General features: G+C 56.3%; 22 protein-coding genes and 1 tRNA gene. 14 read left to right on the top strand and 9 right to left on the bottom strand.

Translation table 11 applies throughout. The features are described from left to right. The first annotated feature begins 4 nt into the window (after positions 1-4). Positions 5-817 (top strand): TOBE domain-containing protein, encoded by an 813-nt coding sequence (locus tag CPY64_RS03055; protein WP_042483735.1) that lies wholly within the window; start codon positions 5-7, stop codon positions 815-817. Here the strand turns inward: CPY64_RS03055 and CPY64_RS03050 are convergent. The 3 genes from CPY64_RS03050 to modA are packed head-to-tail and all read right to left on the bottom strand — an operon-like array spanning position 807 to position 2,953. Next, positions 807-1,508 (bottom strand): sulfate/molybdate ABC transporter ATP-binding protein, encoded by a 702-nt coding sequence (locus tag CPY64_RS03050; RefSeq protein ID WP_042483732.1) that lies wholly within the window; start codon positions 1,506-1,508, stop codon positions 807-809. The two genes, CPY64_RS03055 and CPY64_RS03050, sit on opposite strands and share 11 nt — an antisense overlap. Then, a complete protein-coding gene (gene modB, locus CPY64_RS03045; RefSeq protein WP_042483729.1) occupies positions 1,505-2,185 on the bottom strand; it encodes a molybdate ABC transporter permease subunit in 681 nt (226 codons plus the stop codon). The genes CPY64_RS03050 and modB overlap by 4 nt, the downstream gene beginning before the upstream one ends. 18 nt (positions 2,186-2,203) lie before the next feature. Further along, entirely contained in the window at positions 2,204-2,953 is a 750-nt protein-coding gene (modA, locus tag CPY64_RS03040) for a molybdate ABC transporter substrate-binding protein (protein ID WP_042483726.1), read from the bottom strand. 187 nt (positions 2,954-3,140) lie between these two features. Between modA and xerD the strand changes: the two genes are divergently transcribed. From xerD to CPY64_RS03025, 3 genes are all read left to right on the top strand, one after another. Further along, positions 3,141-4,037, top strand: a complete 897-nt coding sequence (gene xerD / locus CPY64_RS03035; protein WP_042483724.1) for a site-specific tyrosine recombinase XerD — start codon at positions 3,141-3,143, stop codon at positions 4,035-4,037. A gap of 15 nt (positions 4,038-4,052) precedes the next feature. Beyond that, the gene (ybaK, locus tag CPY64_RS03030) at positions 4,053-4,547 is read left to right on the top strand and encodes a Cys-tRNA(Pro) deacylase (protein ID WP_009461319.1); all 495 of its coding nucleotides are present in this window, start codon (positions 4,053-4,055) and stop codon (positions 4,545-4,547) included. 292 nt (positions 4,548-4,839) lie between these two features. Next, positions 4,840-6,069, top strand: a complete 1,230-nt coding sequence (locus CPY64_RS03025; protein ID WP_042483721.1) for an MFS transporter — start codon at positions 4,840-4,842, stop codon at positions 6,067-6,069. A 173-nt stretch (positions 6,070-6,242) separates the two neighbouring features. On the opposite strand, the gene CPY64_RS03020 is transcribed toward CPY64_RS03025, so the two are convergent. Both CPY64_RS03020 and CPY64_RS03015 read right to left on the bottom strand, forming a co-directional pair. Next, positions 6,243-6,722, bottom strand: coding sequence for a nuclear transport factor 2 family protein (locus tag CPY64_RS03020; protein WP_042483719.1), 480 nt, complete (start codon positions 6,720-6,722; stop codon positions 6,243-6,245). A gap of 16 nt (positions 6,723-6,738) precedes the next feature. Then, on the bottom strand, positions 6,739-7,350 hold the full coding sequence (locus CPY64_RS03015; RefSeq protein WP_042483717.1) for an NAD(P)-dependent oxidoreductase: 612 nt from the start codon (positions 7,348-7,350) through the stop codon (positions 6,739-6,741). A 151-nt stretch (positions 7,351-7,501) separates the two neighbouring features. Between CPY64_RS03015 and CPY64_RS03010 the strand changes: the two genes are divergently transcribed. Beyond that, the gene (locus CPY64_RS03010) at positions 7,502-7,891 is read left to right on the top strand and encodes a winged helix-turn-helix transcriptional regulator (protein ID WP_042483714.1); all 390 of its coding nucleotides are present in this window, start codon (positions 7,502-7,504) and stop codon (positions 7,889-7,891) included. Between the two features lie 63 nt (positions 7,892-7,954). On the opposite strand, the gene CPY64_RS03005 is transcribed toward CPY64_RS03010, so the two are convergent. Then, positions 7,955-8,380 carry a PACE efflux transporter gene (locus CPY64_RS03005; protein ID WP_009461311.1) on the bottom strand — a complete coding sequence of 142 codons (426 nt, stop codon included), beginning with the start codon at positions 8,378-8,380 and terminating at the stop codon, positions 7,955-7,957. Positions 8,381-8,706: 326 nt separating this feature from the next. Between CPY64_RS03005 and CPY64_RS03000 the strand changes: the two genes are divergently transcribed. After that, entirely contained in the window at positions 8,707-9,318 is a 612-nt protein-coding gene (locus tag CPY64_RS03000; RefSeq protein ID WP_042483711.1) for a hypothetical protein, read from the top strand. Between the two features lie 25 nt (positions 9,319-9,343). Here CPY64_RS03000 and CPY64_RS19295 read toward each other — a convergent pair whose 3' ends face one another. After that, positions 9,344-10,093 carry a low affinity iron permease family protein gene (locus tag CPY64_RS19295; RefSeq protein ID WP_372407468.1) on the bottom strand — a complete coding sequence of 250 codons (750 nt, stop codon included), beginning with the start codon at positions 10,091-10,093 and terminating at the stop codon, positions 9,344-9,346. Positions 10,094-10,222: 129 nt separating this feature from the next. Between CPY64_RS19295 and CPY64_RS18915 the strand changes: the two genes are divergently transcribed. Then, positions 10,223-10,552, top strand: a complete 330-nt coding sequence (locus CPY64_RS18915) for a hypothetical protein (protein WP_123794705.1) — start codon at positions 10,223-10,225, stop codon at positions 10,550-10,552. 241 nt (positions 10,553-10,793) lie between these two features. Here CPY64_RS18915 and CPY64_RS02990 read toward each other — a convergent pair. Next, positions 10,794-10,868 (bottom strand) — tRNA-Arg (locus tag CPY64_RS02990). Positions 10,869-11,420: 552 nt separating this feature from the next. Between CPY64_RS02990 and dctP the strand changes: the two genes are divergently transcribed. Genes dctP through CPY64_RS02960 form a run of 6 tightly spaced genes read left to right on the top strand, consistent with a single transcriptional unit; the run spans position 11,421 to position 17,425 of the window. Then, positions 11,421-12,479 carry a TRAP transporter substrate-binding protein DctP gene (gene dctP, locus CPY64_RS02985; protein ID WP_042483708.1) on the top strand — a complete coding sequence of 353 codons (1,059 nt, stop codon included), beginning with the start codon at positions 11,421-11,423 and terminating at the stop codon, positions 12,477-12,479. A 26-nt stretch (positions 12,480-12,505) separates the two neighbouring features. Then, on the top strand, positions 12,506-13,027 hold the full coding sequence (locus CPY64_RS02980) for a TRAP transporter small permease subunit (RefSeq protein WP_042483704.1): 522 nt from the start codon (positions 12,506-12,508) through the stop codon (positions 13,025-13,027). After that, on the top strand, positions 13,024-14,343 hold the full coding sequence (locus CPY64_RS02975) for a TRAP transporter large permease (protein WP_042483702.1): 1,320 nt from the start codon (positions 13,024-13,026) through the stop codon (positions 14,341-14,343). Before CPY64_RS02980 ends, CPY64_RS02975 begins: the two co-directional genes overlap by 4 nt. A gap of 24 nt (positions 14,344-14,367) precedes the next feature. Next, entirely contained in the window at positions 14,368-15,018 is a 651-nt protein-coding gene (locus CPY64_RS02970; RefSeq protein WP_042483700.1) for a GntR family transcriptional regulator, read from the top strand. 34 nt (positions 15,019-15,052) lie between these two features. After that, positions 15,053-15,940, top strand: coding sequence for a 4-hydroxy-tetrahydrodipicolinate synthase (gene dapA, locus CPY64_RS02965; RefSeq protein WP_042483696.1), 888 nt, complete (start codon positions 15,053-15,055; stop codon positions 15,938-15,940). After that, positions 15,941-17,425: an aldehyde dehydrogenase gene (locus CPY64_RS02960; protein WP_042483693.1), complete on the top strand. Its 1,485-nt coding sequence runs from the start codon at positions 15,941-15,943 to the stop codon at positions 17,423-17,425. Positions 17,426-17,640: 215 nt separating this feature from the next. On the opposite strand, the gene CPY64_RS02955 is transcribed toward CPY64_RS02960, so the two are convergent. Continuing rightward, on the bottom strand, positions 17,641-18,642 hold the full coding sequence (locus tag CPY64_RS02955; protein ID WP_042483689.1) for a LysR substrate-binding domain-containing protein: 1,002 nt from the start codon (positions 18,640-18,642) through the stop codon (positions 17,641-17,643). Positions 18,643-18,784: 142 nt separating this feature from the next. Here CPY64_RS02955 and CPY64_RS02950 point away from each other — a divergent pair, with 142 nt between their 5' ends. After that, the gene (locus tag CPY64_RS02950; protein ID WP_042483687.1) at positions 18,785-21,073 is read left to right on the top strand and encodes an NADP-dependent malic enzyme; all 2,289 of its coding nucleotides are present in this window, start codon (positions 18,785-18,787) and stop codon (positions 21,071-21,073) included. The last annotated feature ends 23 nt before the right edge of the window (positions 21,074-21,096 follow it).

Here is a 21,096-nt window from a genome sequence, read left to right as displayed (position 1 = left end):
CACCATGTCTAGTTCAAACACCCCCAATACCGAATTAACCGGCAGCCTGTCGCTGCGCACTGGCGACCATACCTGGGGCAGCGCCCGCCGTATGGCCTTGCTGGCCGCCATTGCCGAGCAGGGTTCGATCTCTGCCGCTGCCCGTCATATTGGCATCAGCTACAAGGCGGCCTGGGACGCCATCGACATCATGAACAATATGGCGGGCGAACCTCTGGTGCTGCGCAGTACGGGCGGTCATCGTGGTGGCGGTGCCACCCTGACGCCCAAAGCCATCGAACTGCTGGAGCTGTATCAAACCTACGACCGGCTGCATCAACGCTTCATGAGCCGTATTGGTCGTTTAATGCCTTCCGTGGCGACTCAAATGGAGTTACTCCAGACCATGATCATGCAAACTTCGGCTCGCAACCAACTGCCCGGCATCGTTACCACGATCAAGACCGGCGCCGTCAATGACGAAATTCATGTGGATATTGGCCAGGGCCAAACCGTTGTTGCTTCGATTACACGGGAAAGCACGGAAAACCTGGGCCTGCGTGAAGGGCAGAAGGTTCTGGCTTTTCTGAAAGCGTCCTCGATCATGATTGGCACGGGCGACACCCGCAACTCTCTATCCGCTCGCAATCAGCTACCCGGCACCATTACCGACGTCATTACCGGTGCCGTCAATGCAGAAGTACGCCTGGAACTGCCACAGGGCCTGACAGTAACCGCCAGCATCACCCTGGACAGCACACAGCGCTTGCACCTGGAAGCAGGCCAATCCGCCTATGCACTGTTCAAGGCATCCAGCGTGATGATCGCTACGCTGTAAGGACTTCCAGATCCGCGCTGGTACAGCATTCAATGATGCGCCCCTCGCGAATACGATAGACCTCTTGGGCCAGGGCCCTGGCATCCTCAGGATCGTGGGTAATCAGGATAGTGGGAATATCGATCTGGCTTTGCAACTGAGCCAGTTCAGCCCGCAAACGAGCCCGCAAATCCTGATCCAGGGCTGCCAATGGCTCATCCAGCAAGAGCAGCTGAGGTTGAATGGCCAAGGCTCGCGCCAAGGCACAACGCTGCTTTTGCCCGCCCGACAATTGGGCGGGGTAGCTGCTCAATACCGACTCCAGCTGAAACGCCTCGACCCAACGCTGGGCAGCCGCAGGCATGTCGCGCACGGAGCGGTTGAACAAGCCTGTATTCAAGCCAAAGCAAATATTCTGTGCCGCGGTCAAATGCGGGAACAGGCCGTAGTCCTGAAACAGATACGCCACCCGACGCTCGCGCGGCTTCAGGTTGATGCCTCTTTCAGAATCAAAGTAAACCTGGTCGCCAATCTGAATACGACCATGATCGGGCCGCAACAAGCCCGCCACGCTTTGCACCGTCAGGGACTTGCCCGAACCTGAAGGCCCGTACAAGGCAATATGACGGGCTTCGGTTTGAATCTGAATATTCAAGTCGAAATGACGGGTCTCGCTGACCACTGTGCGTTGAATCTGTACATTCAGGCTCATTGCATCCCTCTTTTGCGGCGTACGTGACGGGGTGACAAAGCACTGGTACTCCACAAGACCAGCACACAAGTAATCGAAATAATGGCGACCAGCACTAAAGCCTGCTGATCCTCGCCCGCCTGCACCGCCTCGTAAATGGCGATGGACATGGTCTGGGTGCGCCCCGGTATGCTGCCAGCAATCATCAGGGTCGCGCCAAACTCGCCCAGGGCGCGGGCAAAGGCCAGCAAAACACCGGCCATGATGCCACGTGCAGCCAAAGGCAGGCTGACACGAAAGAAAATGGCCAAAGGTTTCAGGCCCAGCACGCTGGCGGCATTTTCCAGACGGGGGTCCACATCCTCAAAAGCCGCACGCGCGGCCTTCAAAATCATGGGAAAAGCGACGACAGTTGCGGCAATCACTGCGCCCTGCCAGGTAAAGACCAGTTCAATCCCCATGCTGGAGAGCCATTGCCCAAAAGTACTGCGCCGACCCAGCAAGACCAGCAGGTAATAGCCAATGACGGTAGGCGGCAAGACCATGGGCAAGGTCAGGATGGAGTCAAGCAGGTCACACCAGCGCGACTGCCAGCGTGACAAGGCGTAGGCCACCCCTATACCCAGCACACAGGCGAACAAGGTCGCCCAACCGGCGACCTTGAGCGACAACCACAGGGGAATCCAAAGTGAAGTCATCCGTCTATCAAAATCCTGTCAAGGCTTGGCAAAACCGTATTTTGCCAGCACTTGCTGCCCGGATTCGGACATGACGAAATCCTGGAAGGCCTGGGCCTTGTCATTACGGCCTTCGCGCTGCACCAGGGCGATGGGGTACGTGACAGGTTCCGTGGTCTTGAGCACTTCCAGCACTTCCACCTTGTCTTTCATGATGGCCGCGTCGGTAGCGAACACGAAACCGGCTTCCACTTCACCGCGGGCAACGTAATCCAGCACCTGGCGCACGTTCTGCCCCAGAATTTCGCGTTGTTTGACTGCGTCCCACTGACCGGCTTTTTCCAGAGCAGCCTGGGTATAGCGGCCTACAGGCACAACAGCCGGGTTACCCACAGCCACGCGTTTGACTTCTGCCTTGCCCAGATCGCCAGCGTTGCTCACTTTGGCGGGGTTATCTGTCGGCACAATCAGCACAACCTGATTCTGTACAAAATTCTTGCGGGTAGCAGGATCCACAGCCTTGGCTTCTTCCGCCTTGTTCATGGCTTTCTGGTCGGCCGAGGCAAACACATCCACCGGAGCGCCATTGACGATCTGCTGCAGCAATACATCCGATGCGGCGAAGCTGGTCAGCACCTTGGTGCCGGGGTGCTCTGCCTCAAACTGGCCTGCCAGTTCCTTGAAAGCATTGGTCAGGCTGGCAGCGGCGGCTACCACCAACTCATCAGCTTGTGCTGTGCCTTGCAGAAACAGGGATAAGGCGGCTACCGATACGACGCGTTTGAACATTGTTTTCTCCTCCGGGACGGGTGTAACGAATTAGTATAATCAGGAAATATATATAGGTATATAGCGTAAATCTACCCCTCTGCTGAATGAAGCTCATCATCCCGGAGTGATAGCATGATGGCTTTCCTGCCTCATCCCGGCTCCCAAAAGCACGCCAACAGCCACGCTTTCCGAATTTTTCATCCCCATGACGCAAGCCAGTCTGATTTCCGATTTCATCACCATGCTCTGGTTGCAGGACGGCCTGTCCGCCAACACGCAGCAAGCGTATCGGCAGGATCTGGAGCGGCTGGAGGAATGGGCTCAGCAAGAGCGCGAAGGCAAACCACTGGAGCAACTGGAAGCTGGCGATCTGCGCGAATGGATGGCCAGCCAGGCCGGTCAGAGCAAGGCCAGCACGGCCAACCGCAGGCTGGCCACCTTGCGCCGCTTTTACGATTGGACGGTACAAGAAGGCATGCGGCAGGACGACCCCTGCCTGGAACTGAGCAGCGCCCGACAAGCCCCGCGTGTCCCGCATACCTTGTCTGAAGAACAGGTAGAGCGCCTGCTGGCCGCACCAGACATACATAATCCCTTGGGCCTGCGTGACCGCTGCATGCTGGAAACTTTGTATGCCAGCGGTTTGCGCGTCACGGAGCTGACTGAACTGCCCCTGCAAAACCTGAGCCTGAGCGATGGCGTACTGCGCATCGACCAGGGCAAGGGCGGCAAGGACAGGCTGGTGCCCTTGGGGCAGGAAGCGCTGCACTGGATCGAACGCTATATGCAGGAATCCCGCCCTGCCTTGCTGGGCCAGCGCCGCAGCGATTTTGTCTTTATTACCGGGCGCGGCACCTGCATGAGTCGCCAGTCCTTTTGGCTGATCGTCAAGAAATACGCGGTACAGGCCGGAATTCTGGCCCCCTTGTCCCCGCACGTTCTGCGCCATGCTTTTGCCACCCATCTGCTCAATCACGGGGCCGACCTGCGCGTAGTGCAGATGCTCCTGGGGCACGCCGACATTTCCACGACCCAGATTTATACTCATGTGGCACGTGAGCGCTTGAAAGCCTTGCACGCAGCCCATCATCCACGCGCCTGAGCGCACGACCAAGATATGGCTAAAGAAAAACACGTTAGCGAAACACCGGCCACGCAGTGGCTACGTAAAAATGGCATTTCCTTTACCGAACATAGCTACAACTATGTCGATCATGGCGGAGCCATGGAAGCAGCTGCCCAGCTGGGTCTGGACCTGCACCGGGTGGCCAAGACCCTGATCATGGAAGATGAAAGCGCCAAGCCCCTGATCATCGTGATGCACGGCGACCGTGAAGTCTCCACCAAGAATCTGGCCCGTCAGACCGGCGCGAAAAAGATCGCCCCCTGCAAGCCGGAGGTGGCCCAGCGTCATTCCGGCTATATGGTTGGCGGCACCTCGCCTTTTGCCACCCGCAAGGCCATGCCTGTATGGCTCGAAGAAGAACTGCTGGAGTTCGACACCATTTACATCAATGGTGGCCGACGCGGCTATTTGCTGGGTATCAATCCCCAGGTTCTGATCGACAAACTGGGCGCGCGCCCAGTGCAGGCCGGTCTGGAAAAAGGCTGATCTTACTTAGCGGCAGGTATAAAAAAAGACGGCGCTGTCAGCCCGTCTTTTTTTATGTCCCGCGCTTGCTTGAACCATCAAACGCCGCACTAAACGGCCTAGTTCTGCTCCCTGCACTTCCTGCCACGCAAAGCCACCACCACCACCTCCTCCTCCTCCCGCAACAAGAGCTAGCACTGGATAGCAGCGCACGACAACACTGTCCGCCCCATCGCTCTTCGCAAAAGCAGGTGATTGCACCGCTTTGGCATTTCGCCAGATAATTCAAACCTGAATAATGAGAGGGGTCCCCATGTTTCAATCCTTGCGCCAGCCCGCCGTCATGACGGTGACTTTGGCGGCTGCTGGCATCCTGATGGTTACCATGGGGATACGCCAATCCTTTGGCCTGTTCGTCGGCCCCATCGATAAAGCAACCGGCATGGGCATCATGTCCATCAGCTTTGCCATGGCCGTGGGCCAACTGGCCTGGGGTGCGATCCAGCCTATTGCCGGTGCCTGTTCTGACCGCTGGGGCCCGGACCGGGTTCTGATCGCGGGTCTTCTGATTCTGGCATTGGGCTGTGCCGTCACACCGTTTATTGGCACGGGGCTGGGCCTGACCTTGACGCTGGGCCTGCTGGCCAATATTGGCTCGGGTGCAGCCAGCTTCTCCACTCTGATTGGCGCGGCCGCCCAACGTATTCCCGATCACGCTCGCGGTCAGGCCTCGGGCCTGATCAATGCCGGCGGCTCCTTCGGCCAGTTCGTCTTTGCTCCCGTAGTGCAAAAGCTGATCGGCTGGGTGGGCTGGATGTCGACCTTTTGGGTCCTGGCCCTGACCGCCCTGCTAACCCTGCCCCTGATCCGCAAACTGAGCCCAGGCAACAAAGCTCAAAAAACAGCAGCAGCCCCCAGCCCTGCTCCGATTGCCAGCGGTCCAGGCTTGGCCGAGACTCTGAAAAGCGCCATGAAGGATCGCAGCTACTTGCTGCTGAGCCTGGGTTTTTTCACCTGCGGTTTTCACATTGCCTTTCTGGTCACCCACTTGCCGGGGGAAATTGACCTGTGCGGGCTGCCACCTTCGGTAGCAAGCTGGTCGCTGGCCCTGATCGGCCTGGCCAATATCTTTGGCAGTATTGCCGCCGGTTCCTGCATTGCCCGCTGGCGCAGCAAGTACGTGCTGGCGCTGATGTATGCCTCGCGCGCCGTGCTGATCCTGTGGTACTTGATGATGCCTAAAACCGATCTGGTGTTCTACATCTTTGCCATCGGCCTGGGCCTGACCTGGCTGGCGACCGTGCCGCCTACCGCCAATATCGTCGCCAAGCTGTTTGGCACGCGCTATCTGGCAACCCTGTTCGGTCTGGCCTTGTTCTCGCACCAGATCGGCGGCTTTCTGGGGGCGTGGCTAGGCGGTATTGCCTTGACTCGTTTTGGCGACTACAGCTGGATGTGGTGGGCCGATATTGTGCTGGCCGTACTGGCTGCCATTGTCAATCTGCCGATACGCGAAACCAAGATCAAGATGCAAGCGGCTTAGACGACTCTAAATCGAAACACCGCAAAGCAAAAACAAAAACGGTTGCCCCGGCAAGAACTCCGTTTAACTGCCCCAGCAACAAAAAGACCCGCCAGTGATGGCGGGTCTTTTATTTCTGGTACACATACATCCTCTTTGCACCGGGGCTCAACATCCACCCCAAACTAGTGTCCTTAGAACATAGTGTTGCTATTGGCAGCCTGCTCCGGCACAGCCTGAATCACATCCCAATGCTCCACAATCTTGCCGTCTTGCACCCGGAAAATATCAATCACGGCCTGTCCGCGATCGGCCTTGCCATTGGTCGAATGCACATGCAAATAGACCAGATCCCCATCCGCAGCACTACGCACAATCCGCGCACGGGACTCCGGATTCTCTTTGAAATAACCACCAAAATAGCCCACAAAAGGTGCCTTTCCATCCGGCACTTCCGGATTGTGCTGAATATAGTCCTCGGCCACGACAGCCGCCGCTTCCTGCACCTGATGCTTGTTAAAGAAGCTGTCGTAAAAATCGACCACCAGCTTGCGATTGCTCTCTTCCTGAGCCACATCACGAGTCGGCGAATTGGCAGCCAACGCTGCATTTGTGCTCAACAAGAAAGAGCCCGCTAATAACACTGGAGATACCCATCGGATTAACCCTTTCATCAGTCACGCTCCTGATTCAATAACCTACGGTGAAGCGCTGGCGCGAGTGGGCAGGACGCTCAATCTCGTCCACCAAAGCGATGGCGTAATCCTCATAAGAAATCTTGCTGCCTTGGTCCGAGACCAAAAGACTGTCTTTGCCCACACGGAACTTGCCCGTGCGCTGACCCGGACCAAACTCTGCCGAGGGCGACAGGAAAGTCCAATCCAGTTCTTTTTCCTGACGCAGCTGATCCAGAAAGGCAATGCCACCCAAGGCCTCGGTACGGTAGGCGTCCGGGAAAGCAGGCTGATCAATCAATCGCTGACCGGGAGCCACTTCCAGACTGGCCGCACCGCCCACCACCAGATAACGCCGCACACCAGCCGCACGAACTGCCGTAATCAGCTTGGAAGGATCCGACGAGGCGAAACGCACCGCGCTGATCGCCACCTCGTGCCCTTTCAACAGCGCAATCAAACCGTCCAGATCATTGACATCACCCTGAGCCGCCGTGACATTGGGCAGGCTGGCAATTTTTTCAGTATGGCGAGCAATCGCTGTCACCGTATGACCACGATCCGAGAGTTCTTTCAAAAGGCGCGAACCGACTTCGCCAGAAGCACCTATCAATGCAATACGAGACATAACAGCTCCTTGTGTGCTCAAATAAAGACCTGGTCTATAAAGTAGACTATTAAGCGTGATGCTAGACAGTTTTTTCACAGTCCACAAGAAGTCACGCAGGCCATACCAGGTCACACGGAAGTGACTATTGAACACAGGAAAGCGACTCGTCATGTCCTCAACAAGCACAGCCACACTGGCTTCCAGCGCCATACAGGAAGAATTTGAGCAACCCTGCCCCATCCGGGATGTACTGGATCGAATTGGTGACCAATGGAGCCTGCTGATCCTGGAATCCCTAGCACCGGGCACTATGCGCTTTAACGAGCTGGGTCGGGAAATCGGCGATATTTCCCGCCAAATGCTCTCGCGCACCCTCAAGCGGCTGGAAACTGATGGATTTGTACAACGGACCTTGTACGCAGAAGTGCCGCCGCGCGTGGAATACACGCTGACCGAATTGGGGCAGTCCTTTCTGGTGCCCATGCGGGAACTGGTGAAATGGGCGGACGTACACCATGGGCGCATCTGCCAGGCACGTCGGGAGGCTCAGGTGGGGTGATAGAGCCAATTCAGCAGAAACAAAAAAGCCGCATGACGCGGCTTTTTTATGGGGCGATGGGGCTCAGGCCGCACTGGCCGGCAAGCCAAACACCCGATCAAAGGTCCAGCTAAAGATAAAGGAGTAAATCAGGAAGAACACCAGAATGGCCACTTCCATACGCAGCGCTTCCAGCAATCCGACCTGATACCACCACATATACAAAGGCACGATGGCAATCACCAGGCCAGCCTCAAAGCTGATCGCATGCACACTTCGACGCAACAGGCTACGGCCTTTGACGGCCTGGCGGGACTCCCAGTGCTCGAACGCCGTGTTGAACACATAGTTCCAGACAATCGCAATCACCGAGATCGCTACTGCAATAGGCGCAGATTCCGAGGCTTCTCCACCGGCAAAATACGCCAGCAGAAACGAAGAAAAAACAATGGCAAAAAACTCGAACAAACCCACGTAAAAAACGCGGCGTTTCCAACCTTGGAGTGTCATGACTAACCTGCTGCGGTGCATCAGCCTGGCGGTGAACGCGGTTCAGCCCGACAAGACGATGCGTTCAAAAATGGAATCGCAAGCCTGACGAGAAGCCCCCCGGCCCGCATCGAAGCTGCGATAAAGCGCACAATCCTACCACAGGCACGCAGACGGTTTAGTGGGCCAGCTCCAATAACCCTTTTCAATCCCTGCCCAGGCATAGTGTTACCCTGGCCTTACGCCATTCACAGCCCGTATCACTCCTCATCAAATCGAATAATCTGTGTGTGCTCCAGCATTTATGGTGATAGCTCTACCCCTCAACCCATGGACTGGAGCGAACAATGACATTACATAAAGCGAACACCGAGCAGCTGCATGAACTCTTGTATCAAGCCCTGGAAACCGAATTGGGCGGGGAGCAAGTCTATAAAGCAGCCATTTCCTGTGCCAAGAACGCGGATCTGAAGAAAGAATGGGAAGGCTACCTGAAAGAAACGCTGACACATCAACAGGTGCTGAAAAGTATCTTTGAGGAGCTGGCACTGGACCCCGCCAAACAAACACCCGGCCGACAAGTGCTGAAACAAATCGCATCGGCACTGGTCAAGGCGATGGATCTGGCCAAGCAGGCTGGGGACCCGAAAGCCGCTGAGCTGGTGGCGTCCGAATGCGTGATTCTGGCCGAAACTAAAGATCATCTGAACTGGCAGTTGATTGGCCTGGTTGGCGAGCAGAGCAAAGACAAAAAGCTGGCGGCCCTGCTCAAGCAGGCGCACGATGCCGTCGCTCCCGATGAAGGCCATCATCTCTACCACACTCAGGGCTGGTCTCGCGAACTGTGGATTCAGTCTCTGGGCTTTCCTGCGGTACTGCCACCTCCAGAAGAGCAAAAGCAAGTCGAAACGCCAATCGGGGCCTCGCGAGCCGAGCAGCAACGCAGCAAATTGCTATAAAAAAAGGGCCGCAAGGCCCTTTTCTTTATTCCCCGCCGTCCAAACGTCGGCGAGCTTTCAAAGCAATGGAGGAATAATAGGCCTCCAGTTTTTTAAGCTGCTTTTCATCCAGCTCTTCAACATCAATCAAACGTTCATTGGCATCTGTCAGTGAAATAATTAACTCATCAAGCTTTATATGCAATGCCTTGCTATCTTTATTTTGATTTTGCTGAATTAAAAAAACCATCAAGAAAGTAATAATCGTTGTGCCAGTATTAATAATTAATTGCCAGGTTTCCGAATAATTAAAATACGGCCCGGACAAGGCCCACACCAGCACCGCTAAAACAGCAACGGAAAACATGATGGGGGAGCCGGCAAAGCGTGTCACCGCCTTGGCAAAGCGATCAAAAAAACTGTCCACCGAATCTGGCTTGCACGGCTTGACCAACGGGGGGTCCTCCTGCCAGCATGCAGAAGAAGAGAGCGGATCTTTTTCCAAGGAATGCTTGTCGTTTTTCATGGCAAATCCCTTATAAATAAAAGCAGTGTAGTCTTGGGACTCGCGCATATATTTCAAATAAAAACGAAACTGGGCAAAATTCAAACGCAGATCAAACAGCGACACAACTGCTTTGCCATCCCCGCCCTGTAAAAAACCACCGGCTGCGGCCCAGCCCAGACATTCAGACCGGCTTTCCCCTAGGCAGAACGAGCGATGGCCACGTTTTTCAGCGCTGCTTCTTACGGGTTTTTGCGAACGAAATGATTTTTTACAGCTGCCACTACCCAAGTCACGACAAGCTTTGTAAGATGCGTCTGACTATCTTGCTTTCAGTTTGATAGTTTTTGTAGAAAGCACATTGCTGTCTTTTTTAAAACACGCTATTTCCCATAGCCTTTATTTAAAAAGGAGCAAGAAGTGGGCAAGATCGACCATAAAACAATGTGTATTTTGTGCCAGACTCTGCCGCTTTCCAAAGCGCATACACCCAAGCATGCCTACATGGAACGCATCACCAAAACAGAGGACTATGGCGACCAGGGAGCACAGAGCCTGTTTCGCTGCTCCGTTTGCCAGACCCACTGGCTTTATCAACAAGTCAAATGGAAAAATTGTCTGGGATTCAAGCTCTGGACCGGTAGTGTGGATGACTATCTGGCCTCAACAAAAGGGCTTGTGAATGCTTGGGGCAGTGCACAAGCCCCCAGAACCTCACCCACAAGTCTTGGCACTCGGCCGCTCCATTAGCGCTACTGACTCTCCAGAACGCGCATGCCCATCCAGTGTCAGTCGTGACACAATCGTCTTTCGCTTCCTGCCAGCCTTGTTTTCTCACAACAAGGCTGGCTCGATTAAAAGCAAAGCGAGCAGACACACGGGGCGCTCCGCACACATCGCGAAAGATCAGTTATCAAGTGGGATTTCAACGCTCGGCCTATCAGGTGCGGAGCTAAAAGCCATGAAGGCAGACGGGCCTCATGCAGCAAAATGGCGGGCCCAGCAGGAATCGAACCTGCAATCTTCCCTTAGGAGGGGAAAGTTATATCCATTTAACTATGGGCCCGGTGGCTGGTCTGCGCAGTAGGCCCAGGCGGGCCAGACACTACATGCACCGCAGGAATCCTGGCTTTACAACACACAAGGGCAGATCCGCCGCCCTCTCCAGTCCGTAAAAAACCAGCTATTTTCCTGCCCGCTGCTACAGAAAATGCTACAGCAAAAGAACGGTCCAAAGACCTTGTCCTGCCGCCGCGTGCTTATAAAAAAGCAGTCGCAAAGTGTACCAGCTAGACCGCAGGGACGAAAGGATTGAAACAGCTAAACAAGGCTGCCCCGTGATGCTTCACACAAGCATAAAAAAGATCCGCATCACTCATCACTTCAATCCTGAAATCCGCATCAGAACCAGACCAGGAACGGTCTCCCCCTACCGTTCCAACACTAGGAACGAACACTGAAAGCCAATCAGAAAGCCACCTCCGGCACTTTCTAGGACAAACCCCAATCTAAATATGTTGTTAATATATTTAGAAAACATTAAGATCCATCCCATGCTCTGAAGCTGGCCGTCGACCTCTGACAGAGCTGAACTATAAAAAAACCACCGGAGACAAACATGAAATCCAAACTTGTTGCATCCACCTTGGCTGGCCTGTTTTTGCTGGGCAGCATGGCCTCGGCACAAGCAGCCGAAATCAGCTGGCGCGTACCCACTTCTGTACCCGAAGGCTCCCCGTTCTATCAAAACTTTCTGGAGCGTTTTGCAAAGAACGTGAAACTCATGACGGGGGATCGTGTCGAGATTCAGCCCTTTGGAGCCGGGGTTATCGTTCCCGCCCTTAAAGTCTTTGAAGCAGTAGAGACAGGCGTTGTGGAAGCGGGCCACTCCACCTCCAGCTATCTGGTCAATCAGGACCCAGCCAATGCGATTTTTGCGGGTTATCCCGGCGGCATGGGGCCCGATGCCTATCGTGTCTGGCTATATGAAGGCGGTGGCAAGGAAAAGCTGCAGGAGCTGCGTTCCAAAAATGGCCTGAAAACCATGATTGTGGGGCTGGGCTCCACCGAAGTCCTGGCGCACTCCAATACCCCGATTCGGACAGCTGAAGATCTGAAAGGGCTGAAGTACCGTACCTCCGGTGCCTGGGCCGATGTGATGAAAGACTATTTCGGTGCCGTTCCCACGGTGGTTCCTCCCGGCGATACCTACACCCTGCTGCAACGCAAAGGGGTGGATGCAGTGGAATGGGCAACCCCCTCCTCCAATACGCCAGAAGGCTTTCATCAGGCCGCCAAATACATCGTCGTACCGGGTGTGCATCAACCTACTTTCATGTGGGAAGTCGTGCTGAAGCAGGAAACCTGGGACAAGGTGCCCGCCGATCTGCAGCAGTTAATTGAGGCTGCCGCCGAGCTGACCACCCATCAATCGCTGGACTACTTCTATAACGCCGACATCAAGGCCATGGAGAAGTATCGCCAGGGACGCAACGAAGTCATCACCCTGGATCCGGCCTTCATCAAGCAGCTGGCCGAGGCTGGCAATGACTGGGTACACAAGAAAGCCGACGCCCAGGCACAGTCCGGCAACGACTACATGAAAAACCTGCTGACTGACTACGATGGTTTCCTGAATCGTTGGCGCAGCGAAAGCAATTACTTGATCCGCGACTAAGTCCTACTTTCTGAAGGAGAGCTGCCATGCTGCAGCCTATTTCAAAACTGATCGACTTTGTTGCCCTTGTCAGTGCCAGGTTGGCGGAGCTGGCTGCGGCCATCCTGGTCACGGCCATGGTGTGGGAGGTCTTTGCGCGCTACGTCCTGCATGCTCCTACGGTCTGGGCCTTCGATGTCGCCTACATGATGAACGGGGCTATTTTTCTGCTGGGCATGGCCTGGGTAATGCGCCAGAACGAACACATCAGCATTGATGTGGTTCGCAAGCACTTACCCAAGTCCCTTGCCCGCATTTCAGACGTGGTCCTGTACCTGCTGGTGCTGTTTCCCCTGTTTGCGGTGTTGAGCAAAGTCGGAGTCAACAAAGCCTGGATGGCCTGGAAGCTGAACGAAGTGGAAATGGTCAGCCCCTGGGCCCCGGTCATGTGGCCGTTCTACGCCTGCATTGCCATTGGCCTGATCGCCTTTACCTTGCAACTGCTGGCCCATGGCTTGCGCTGCGCGGTCAAAGAACAAAGCCCTGCAGACATCGAGGTGAGCCCATGAATTTATGGATTGCCGGACTGATGTTTCCCGCCCTGTTCCTGCTGATTTTTCAGGGCATACCCGTGGCTTTTGCGCTGATCCTGCCCGCCTTTCTGGCCGGTTGGTACGCCTTTGGCCCCATGGTCTTTGACCAGATGTATGGCGCTTTGTACGGCGCGGCCACCAACCATATCCTGTCAGCGATTCCCATGTTTGTTCTGATGGGAGCCCTGCTGGAGCGCTCGGGCATTGCCGCACGCCTGTTTCGCACCATGCAGTTATGGCTGGGTGGTCTGCCAGGTGGATTGGCCATTGCCACCATCGCCATGGCCGCCACCTTTGCTGCCGCGGCCGGTGTGGTGGGGGCGGTAGAAATCATGGTGGGGCTGATGGCCATCCCAGCCATGAAGCGCTTTCGCTACAACCACTCCCTGATCGCGGGCACGATCTGCGCCGGGGGCTCCCTGGGCACCATGATCCCGCCCTCAGTGGTCGCGGTCGTCTATGCCTCCCTGGCACAGGTTCCGGTGGGCGAGCTGTTCGCTGCCATGCTCTTTCCGGGCCTGTTGATGACCACGCTCTTTGTGGCTTACATCCTGATTGCCACCACGCTCAAGCCCGAATTGGGGCCTCGGGCGGATGACGAGGATATGCGTCGGCCCTTGGGCGAGAAAATCAGCATCACGATGCGTGGTCTGGTTCCCATGATGCTGCTGATCATCGCCGTTCTGGGTTCCTTGATGAAAGGGATTGCATCGCCCACCGAGGCCGCTGCCCTGGGTGCCGCTGCCGCCGCTGTCCTGTGCATTTTCTACCGTCAGTTCAACTGGGAAGTGTTCAGCGGAGCCTTGCGGATTACGGTACGCATTACAGCAATGATCATGCTGATTGTGGCTGGGGGCACCATGTTTACCGGAGCCTTTGCAGCCAATGGTGGTGCCAAGCTGGTACAAATGCTGACCAGCGATCTGGGCCTGGGCAGTACGGGTACGATCATTCTGTTTCTGGGCATCGTCTTTCTGCTGGGCTTTGTGCTGGACTGGACGGCAAACGTATTGATTTGCGTGCCGCTTTTCCTGCCCTTTATTGTGGCAACAGGACTGGATCCCTTGTGGTTTGGCGTCATGGTGATTGTTGTTATTCAAACCAGCTACCTGACACCGCCCCTGGCCTCTTCGATTTTTTACCTTTTGTCCATTGCCCCCAAAGACATGACATACGGACAAGTTTGTCGAGGTGTGGTGCCGTTTATTCTTGCTCAGTTGCTGACCTTGCTGATCGTCGCTCTGTTTCCGGCGATTGCAACCTGGCTGCCCCAGCAAGTGTCCGGCTTTTAACACCCTTTTTATATTGGAGTCTCTGTGAGTAGCGCCCCCATCCCTTCTTCTCGTGCCGCTGAAATCGCCTATCAAGCGATTGAGCAGTTAATTGCCACACTCAAACTGGAGCCTGGTCAGGCCATTGTGGAAAGTGATCTGGTGGAAATGACAGGTTTGGGACGCACCCCCTTGCGCGAAGCCCTGATGCGCATGGTGGCCCTGGGATTGATCGAGCAGCAACCCCGCCGTGGTCTGCGTGTCAGTGAGATCCGTGTGGCTGAACATTTGACCCTGATTGAAACGCGCCGGGTTCTGGAGCGCCTGATTGTGCAGGGCGCCGCCCGCTGGGCGACCCCGGCCCAGCGCAGCACCTTGCTCGGCCACGCCCAGGCCATGGTGGATGCTGCCAACGCCAAGGATATCGACGCCTACATGCTGGCCGACCAGCATCTGGACGAAGTGATCCACCAGGCCTGTCGCAACACCTTTGCGGTTCAAGCGGTCACACCCATGATCGTTCAGTGCAGACGATTCTGGTACGCCTACCAATATGAAGGCGATCTGGAAGCCGGAGCCCAGGCTCATTTGACCCTGGCCGAAGGTATCCAGGATGGAAATCCCGACCTGGCCTTGCAGGGCTCTGAAACGCTGATGGCTTACCTCAGCGCCTTCACCCGCAAGGTCATTGAATAACGTATCAATAATCTATTAATAATCTGGAGACATCATGAATCTGAACGGCATTCTCGTTCCCATCGTTACCCCGTTTGACGCCAACAACCAGCTAAATGAAGCCGCTCTGGAGCGTCTGGTTGAATGTTTTATTGAAGCCGGCGTGGGTGGCATCGTGGCTTGTGGCACCACGGGCGAATACTACGCACTGAGCGCACAAGAGCGCCGCCGCGTGCTGGAGATTGTTGCCAAAATCGGCCGTGGCCGTACAACACTGATTGCTGGCGTGAACTCCATGTCACCTGCCGAAGCCATCAGCCGGATCCGTGAAGCCGAGGAGTTGGGTTACGAAGCGCTGATGCTCTCCCCCACCCCTTACAGCCTGCCCGGCCAGAATGAAGTGGTGGCGTATTTCAAGGAGGTCGCCGCGGCCACCGAATTGCCGATTGTCATGTACAACTTCCCGGCACGCATTGGCATCCAGATCGAGCTTGAATCCGTTTACGAACTGGCCAAGGTCAAAAACATTGTGGGCATCAAGGAGAGCAGCGGTAACTTCAGCCGGGTAGTGGCTATGGTCAATGCCAATCTGCCCGACTTCCAGGTTGTTTGCGGCTGTGATGATCAGGCGGCCGATTTCCTGTTCTGGGGTGTGCGCAGCTGGATCAGTGGCGGAGCCAATGTGTTTCCGGCCGAGCAGGTTCAAATGCTCAAGGCAGCCGAACAAGGAGACTGGGACAGCGTGCGTCACATGATGGCAGCCATGCTGCCCGCCATTGCCGCCATGGAGTCCGGCAACTACAACCAGAAGGCCAAACTGGGCTGCGTGCGCCACGGCATTGATGTCGGTTCGGTGCGCTTGCCCCTGCTGCCAGTTGAAGCGCAGGAACGCGACGACTTCCTGGCCCAGATCAACGCTTACCAAGTAGAACAGGAGGCTTGAATGCCCACGCAGAAAGAGACTGTCTTTGAGTTGGCCCGCGCCGGAAAGCTGCACGCTTCCCATTTGATTCCTGGCTATCAAACCACGGCTTCGGCCCTGCTCGATAACGTCAGCCCTATCGATCTGGCCGTGATTGGCAAGATCTCCGCTGGCCAAGCCTCGGATGTAGAAGCGGCGGTCGCTGCCGCACGCGCAAGCTTTGAGTCGGGCGAGTGGTCTGAACTGTCTCCGGCAGACCGTAAAAAGATCATGCTCAAGTGGGTCGCCTTGCTGGAGCAACACGCCGAGGAACTGGCCGCACTCGATTGCGTGGATGCAGGCAAGCCCATCACCGAATGTCTGAATACTGACATGCCCGCCACCATCGATACCTTCAGCTGGTATGCGGAAACGGCTGATAAATGCTTTGGCCGAATATCCCCAACCGGCTCCGACGCGCTGGGCTTGATCACCAAGGAACCCATTGGGGTCGTGGCGGCCGTCCTTCCCTGGAACTTCCCGGCCCAGATGTACGCTTGGAAAGTAGCCCCTGCTCTGGTGTGCGGCAACTCGGTCATTGTGAAGCCGTCCGAGCTGACCAGTCTGAGCGCCTACCGCATGACACAGCTGGCTCATCAGGCAGGCGTCCCCGCAGGAGCCCTGATCCTGGTCACAGGGACAGGCGAGGAAGTCGGAGAGCCTTTGGGACGGCACGAGGACGTGGATATTGTGTCGTTTACCGGCTCCACCGAAGTGGGTCGCCTGTTCCTGAAATACTCCGCAGAAAGCAATCTGAAGGAGGTGGTACTGGAATGCGGGGGGAAAAGCCCCCAGGTCGTTTTTGAGGATGCCCTACTGGACGAGGCGGTCCCCTCCATCCTGGCGGCCGCATTCTGGAACATGAGCGAAAACTGCAGCTGCGGCTCCCGCCTGATCGTACACAGCAGCCTGAAAGACACGCTGCTGCAAAAACTCAAACAGGGGCTGAGTTCCTGGAAAGTAGGTCTGCCTACGGACCCGGATGTGTCTATCGGACCGATGGTAGAAAAAGCGCACTTTGAAAAAGTGGCCAGCTTTCTGCAGAACCCCGGAAAAAACGCCAAACTGGTTCATGGGGGGCGCATTCACAGTGACCTGGGCAGTGGCTGGTATATCGAGCCCACTATCTTCGATCACATCACCCCGGAAGACCGTCTGTTCCAGGAAGAAGTGTTCGGCCCCGTTCTGGCCATCACGACCTTCGAGACAGAAGAGCAAGCGATCGCCTTGGCAAACGACACCCAATACGGCCTGGCCGCCTCCATCTACACACTGGATGTGCGGCGCGCACAACGTGTCTCGCGCAAAATCAAGGCAGGCACCGTTTCGGTGAATGGCTTTTCCGAAGGTGATATCACCGCGCCCTTTGGTGGCTTCAAACTGTCCGGTTTTGGCGGCAAGGACAAGGGAATGGAAGCCCTGGATCAGTACCAGCAAACCAAGGCGATCTGGTATGTCAATCAGTAAGCCGCTGCTTGCCTAACCCAGACAGCAACAAGCAGGCCGCTGTACCCCCCCCTCTCAGACTCCTGGACATGAAAGCGGGGGGCGGTTCTTGTCAGTGAGCGGCTCCGGTTTCCTGGGCAGGTATGACATCCTGCCCTCAGGTCCCGCCCAGCCCGCTCGGCATAGGGCGCTCCCAATGTGACCCTAACAATCAACCCGCAGCAGACAAAACGACACTAGTAGAAAAAAGCCCCCCGTTCCAAGGGCACAGTCTTATCAGTACACACCCGTTTCAGTTCCTGCGCGAACAGCTTGTCCACGGGACGCTGCTGACCGGCCACCCGCGTGAAGAGCGCAATGGGCGACAAACCCCACTCAAAGGAATACGGCACGATGGCCACGCCGGACACGCGCACCAGCTCTTCGGCAATTTCAGTGGGGACCACGGAGACGGCCCGGGAGTGGTTCACAATCAACTCACCGATCAGCTTGGGTGAGGAAGTCTCCACGCTGGGCACCGGCTCCAGCAAGCCTGCTCGCAAAAACAGGTTCGCCACCTGCCGCCGCATGGGCGTATTGCGCGGCCCCAGAATCCAGTCCAGATCCTGCAGTTGCGCCCAGTCCAGCTTGCGTCGTCCCAATCGGCCTGCCAGTTCCCGGCTGGCAATCAGGCGCGGTTGCTGCGCGTACAAGGCCTCATGTCGCAGCCCTTTCATATTCAAATCCGGAGAACTGCGCGCCACCACGGCATCCAGGGCATGATCACGCAGTTGTTCCAGCAGGGTTTCCGTCAGCCCCTCGGTAATACTGACCGAGACCACCTGTCCTTGGGGACGGGTCGCCCGCAGCGCCGCGGAAATCAGCTTGCCGGACACCAAAGGAATCACCCCCAGACGCAAATGCGCTTGCCGCCCCAAGCTGTGCGCCTGCAAATCCAGGCTCAGCAACTCCATGTCCTGCATCATGGCCCGGGCACGTGAAATCACGATTTGCCCTTGTGGTGTTGCCTCCATGCCACGGGAAGAACGCAGAAACAGGGCAGTAGCAAACACCTGCTCAACCTCGGCCAGGGCCTGTGTCACTGCAGGCTGGCTCATCGCCATCAAATCCGCCACTTTGGTTAGCGAACCCAGGCGTTCGATCTCGATCAGCAAGGCCAAGTGACGCAGCTTGAGTCGTTGCACCAAGCGATGCGCAATATCGTTTGTTTCCAAGCCCTTACCCCATACTATAAGCATTTACTAATGGGGTAATAATAAGCCCTAATACCCTGGCCTGTTTAATTATCTACACTTGTTGAAAAGCGGCGCTGGTGCCTACTTCCCACGCCATCCCCCGATTCCACCAAACACCTGTTTGACGCCTGAGCAAGAGGAAACCATGAGTTCACCCGTAGATCGACAAGCTGCACTGGATTATCACGAGTTCCCCATTCCCGGCAAAGTGACGATTGCCGCCACCAAGCCGCTGGTCAGCCAACGCGATCTGGGTCTGGCGTACTCCCCCGGTGTGGCCGCTGCTTGTGAAGAAATTGTTGTCGACCCAAAGAATGCCTTCCGCTACACCGGCCGTGGCAATCTGGTGGGTGTGATCTCCAACGGGACTGCTGTGCTGGGTCTGGGCAATATTGGCGCCCTGGCCTCCAAGCCCGTGATGGAAGGCAAGGCCGTTCTGTTCAAGAAGTTTGCTGGCCTGGACGTGTTTGACATCGAGATCAACGAAACCGATCCCGACAAGCTGGTGGATATCATTGCCGGTCTGGAGCCTACCTTTGGTGGCATCAACCTGGAAGACATCAAGGCACCCGAGTGTTTTGAAGTTGAGCGCAAGCTGCGCGAACGCATGAACATCCCCGTCTTCCACGACGACCAGCACGGTACGGCCATTTGTGTGACAGCCGCGTTCCTGAACGGCTTGAAAGTAGTCGGCAAAGACATCAAGAAGATCAAGGTGGTGACCTCCGGTGCTGGTGCAGCCGCTTTGGCTTGCCTGGACTTGATGGTAGACATGGGTCTGCCCGAAGAAAACGTCTGGGTCACCGACATTGATGGCGTAGTCTACAAAGGCCGCCCCGGCCATCAAGTGCCTGAACTGGCCCGCTTCGCCAAAGAAACCGAGGCCCGCAAGCTGGCTGATGTGATCGACAACGCTGACGTTTTCGTGGGCCTGTCCGCCGGTGGTGTGCTGAAAGCAGAAATGCTGCAAAAAATGGCAGACCGTCCTTTTGTGATGGCATTGGCCAACCCCACCCCCGAAATTCTGCCTGAAGTGGCCAAAGCCGCTCGCGATGACGTGATCATGGCAACCGGCCGTTCGGACTTCCCGAACCAGGTCAATAACGTGCTGTGCTTCCCCTACATCTTCCGCGGTGCACTGGATGTGGGCGCCACCACGATTACCCGTGGCATGGAAAAAGCCGCTGCCCGCGCGATTGCCGCCCTGGCTGAAGAAGAGCAAGACGAAGCCGTGGCCGCTGCCTACGGTGGTTACGGCCTGAGCTTTGGCCCCGACTACCTGATTCCCAAGCCATTCGACCCACGTCTGATCGTGCGTATCGCCCCCGCTGTGGCCCAGGCCGCCATGGAAGAAGGCGTAGCAACCCGCCCTATCGCTGACCTGGAAGGCTACATCGCCAAGCTGCAACAGTTTGTCTACCATTCCGGCGCATTCATGAAGCCCGTTTTTGCTGTGGCCAAGCAACTGGTGCGCGAAGGCGGCAAGGCCCGCATCGTCTTTACCGAAGGTGAAGAAGAACGTGTGCTGCGGGCCGTGCAAGTGATTGTGGACGAGAAGCTGGCCCACCCGATTCTGGTCGGCCGCCCTGCCGTGCTGCTGTCCCGTATCAAGAAATTTGGTCTGCGCCTGCGTTTGGGCGTGGATGTGGAAGTGACCAACCCCGAGTCCGACGACCGTTTCCACCAGTACTGGACAACGTACTGGGAAAAAATGTGCCGTCACGGCATCAGCAAGGAAATGGCTCGCGTGGAAATGCGCCGTCGCCTGACTCTGATTGGCTCGACCATGGTGCACCTGGGCGATGCCGACGGCATGATTTGCGGCACCATCGGTTCCTACCACAACCACCTGCGTTACATCGACGAGATGATCGGCCGCAAGCCCGGCTCCAGCGTCTACGCCGCCATGAACATCCTGCTGCTGGGCGAGCGTACGGTTGCCCTGACCGACACGCACGTCAACGACGACCCGAACGCACAGGAAATTGCGGAATACACGATTGAAGCGGCCCGCATGTTGAGCACGCTGAGTCTGGAACCCAAGGTGGCCCTGCTGTCGCGCTCCAACTTTGGTACAGACTCGGCCACTTCCGGCCCCAAAATGCGTGAAGCCCTGCGGTTGATTCAGGAGCAAGCCCCTGACCTGGAAGTAGACGGTGAAATGCATGCCGACTGCGCTCTGGACGAAAGCTTGCGCAATCGCACCTTGCCCAACTCCTCGCTGAAAGGCTCGGCCAACCTGCTGGTCTGCCCGAACGTGGATGCTGGCAACATCAGCTACAACCTGCTGAAAACCGCCGCTGGCAGCAACGTGGCCATCGGTCCTTTCCTGATGGGTGCCAACGCTCCGGTGCACATCCTGACTTACAGCTCGACCGTACGCCGCATCATCAATATGACGGCCTTGACCGTGCTGCAAGCCAACCGTAGCTAAGCCCTCTGGGGACTGAAATAAAA

The organism is Alcaligenes faecalis, from assembly GCF_002443155.1.
GTDB lineage: Bacteria > Pseudomonadota > Gammaproteobacteria > Burkholderiales > Burkholderiaceae_B > Alcaligenes > Alcaligenes faecalis.
The sequence above is the reverse complement of the archived record's forward strand: the minus strand, read 5'-3'. Positions and strand labels throughout refer to the sequence as shown.

Excerpts from the sequence above, each read along its gene's own strand:
- CPY64_RS03055 (WP_042483735.1), top strand. The coding sequence starts at position 5 with ATGTCTAGTTCAAACACCCCCAATACCGAATTAACCGGCAGCCTGTCG.
- CPY64_RS03050 (WP_042483732.1), bottom strand. The coding sequence starts at position 1,508 with ATGAGCCTGAATGTACAGATTCAACGCACAGTGGTCAGCGAGACCCGT.
- modB (WP_042483729.1), bottom strand. The coding sequence starts at position 2,185 with ATGACTTCACTTTGGATTCCCCTGTGGTTGTCGCTCAAGGTCGCCGGT.
- modA (WP_042483726.1), bottom strand. The coding sequence starts at position 2,953 with ATGTTCAAACGCGTCGTATCGGTAGCCGCCTTATCCCTGTTTCTGCAA.
- xerD (WP_042483724.1), top strand. The coding sequence starts at position 3,141 with ATGACGCAAGCCAGTCTGATTTCCGATTTCATCACCATGCTCTGGTTG.
- ybaK (WP_009461319.1), top strand. The coding sequence starts at position 4,053 with ATGGCTAAAGAAAAACACGTTAGCGAAACACCGGCCACGCAGTGGCTA.
- CPY64_RS03025 (WP_042483721.1), top strand. The coding sequence starts at position 4,840 with ATGTTTCAATCCTTGCGCCAGCCCGCCGTCATGACGGTGACTTTGGCG.
- CPY64_RS03020 (WP_042483719.1), bottom strand. The coding sequence starts at position 6,722 with ATGAAAGGGTTAATCCGATGGGTATCTCCAGTGTTATTAGCGGGCTCT.
- CPY64_RS03015 (WP_042483717.1), bottom strand. The coding sequence starts at position 7,350 with ATGTCTCGTATTGCATTGATAGGTGCTTCTGGCGAAGTCGGTTCGCGC.
- CPY64_RS03010 (WP_042483714.1), top strand. The coding sequence starts at position 7,502 with ATGTCCTCAACAAGCACAGCCACACTGGCTTCCAGCGCCATACAGGAA.
- CPY64_RS03005 (WP_009461311.1), bottom strand. The coding sequence starts at position 8,380 with ATGACACTCCAAGGTTGGAAACGCCGCGTTTTTTACGTGGGTTTGTTC.
- CPY64_RS03000 (WP_042483711.1), top strand. The coding sequence starts at position 8,707 with ATGACATTACATAAAGCGAACACCGAGCAGCTGCATGAACTCTTGTAT.
- dctP (WP_042483708.1), top strand. The coding sequence starts at position 11,421 with ATGAAATCCAAACTTGTTGCATCCACCTTGGCTGGCCTGTTTTTGCTG.
- CPY64_RS02980 (WP_042483704.1), top strand. The coding sequence starts at position 12,506 with ATGCTGCAGCCTATTTCAAAACTGATCGACTTTGTTGCCCTTGTCAGT.
- CPY64_RS02975 (WP_042483702.1), top strand. The coding sequence starts at position 13,024 with ATGAATTTATGGATTGCCGGACTGATGTTTCCCGCCCTGTTCCTGCTG.
- dapA (WP_042483696.1), top strand. The coding sequence starts at position 15,053 with ATGAATCTGAACGGCATTCTCGTTCCCATCGTTACCCCGTTTGACGCC.
- CPY64_RS02960 (WP_042483693.1), top strand. The coding sequence starts at position 15,941 with ATGCCCACGCAGAAAGAGACTGTCTTTGAGTTGGCCCGCGCCGGAAAG.
- CPY64_RS02955 (WP_042483689.1), bottom strand. The coding sequence starts at position 18,642 with ATGCTTATAGTATGGGGTAAGGGCTTGGAAACAAACGATATTGCGCAT.
- CPY64_RS02950 (WP_042483687.1), top strand. The coding sequence starts at position 18,785 with ATGAGTTCACCCGTAGATCGACAAGCTGCACTGGATTATCACGAGTTC.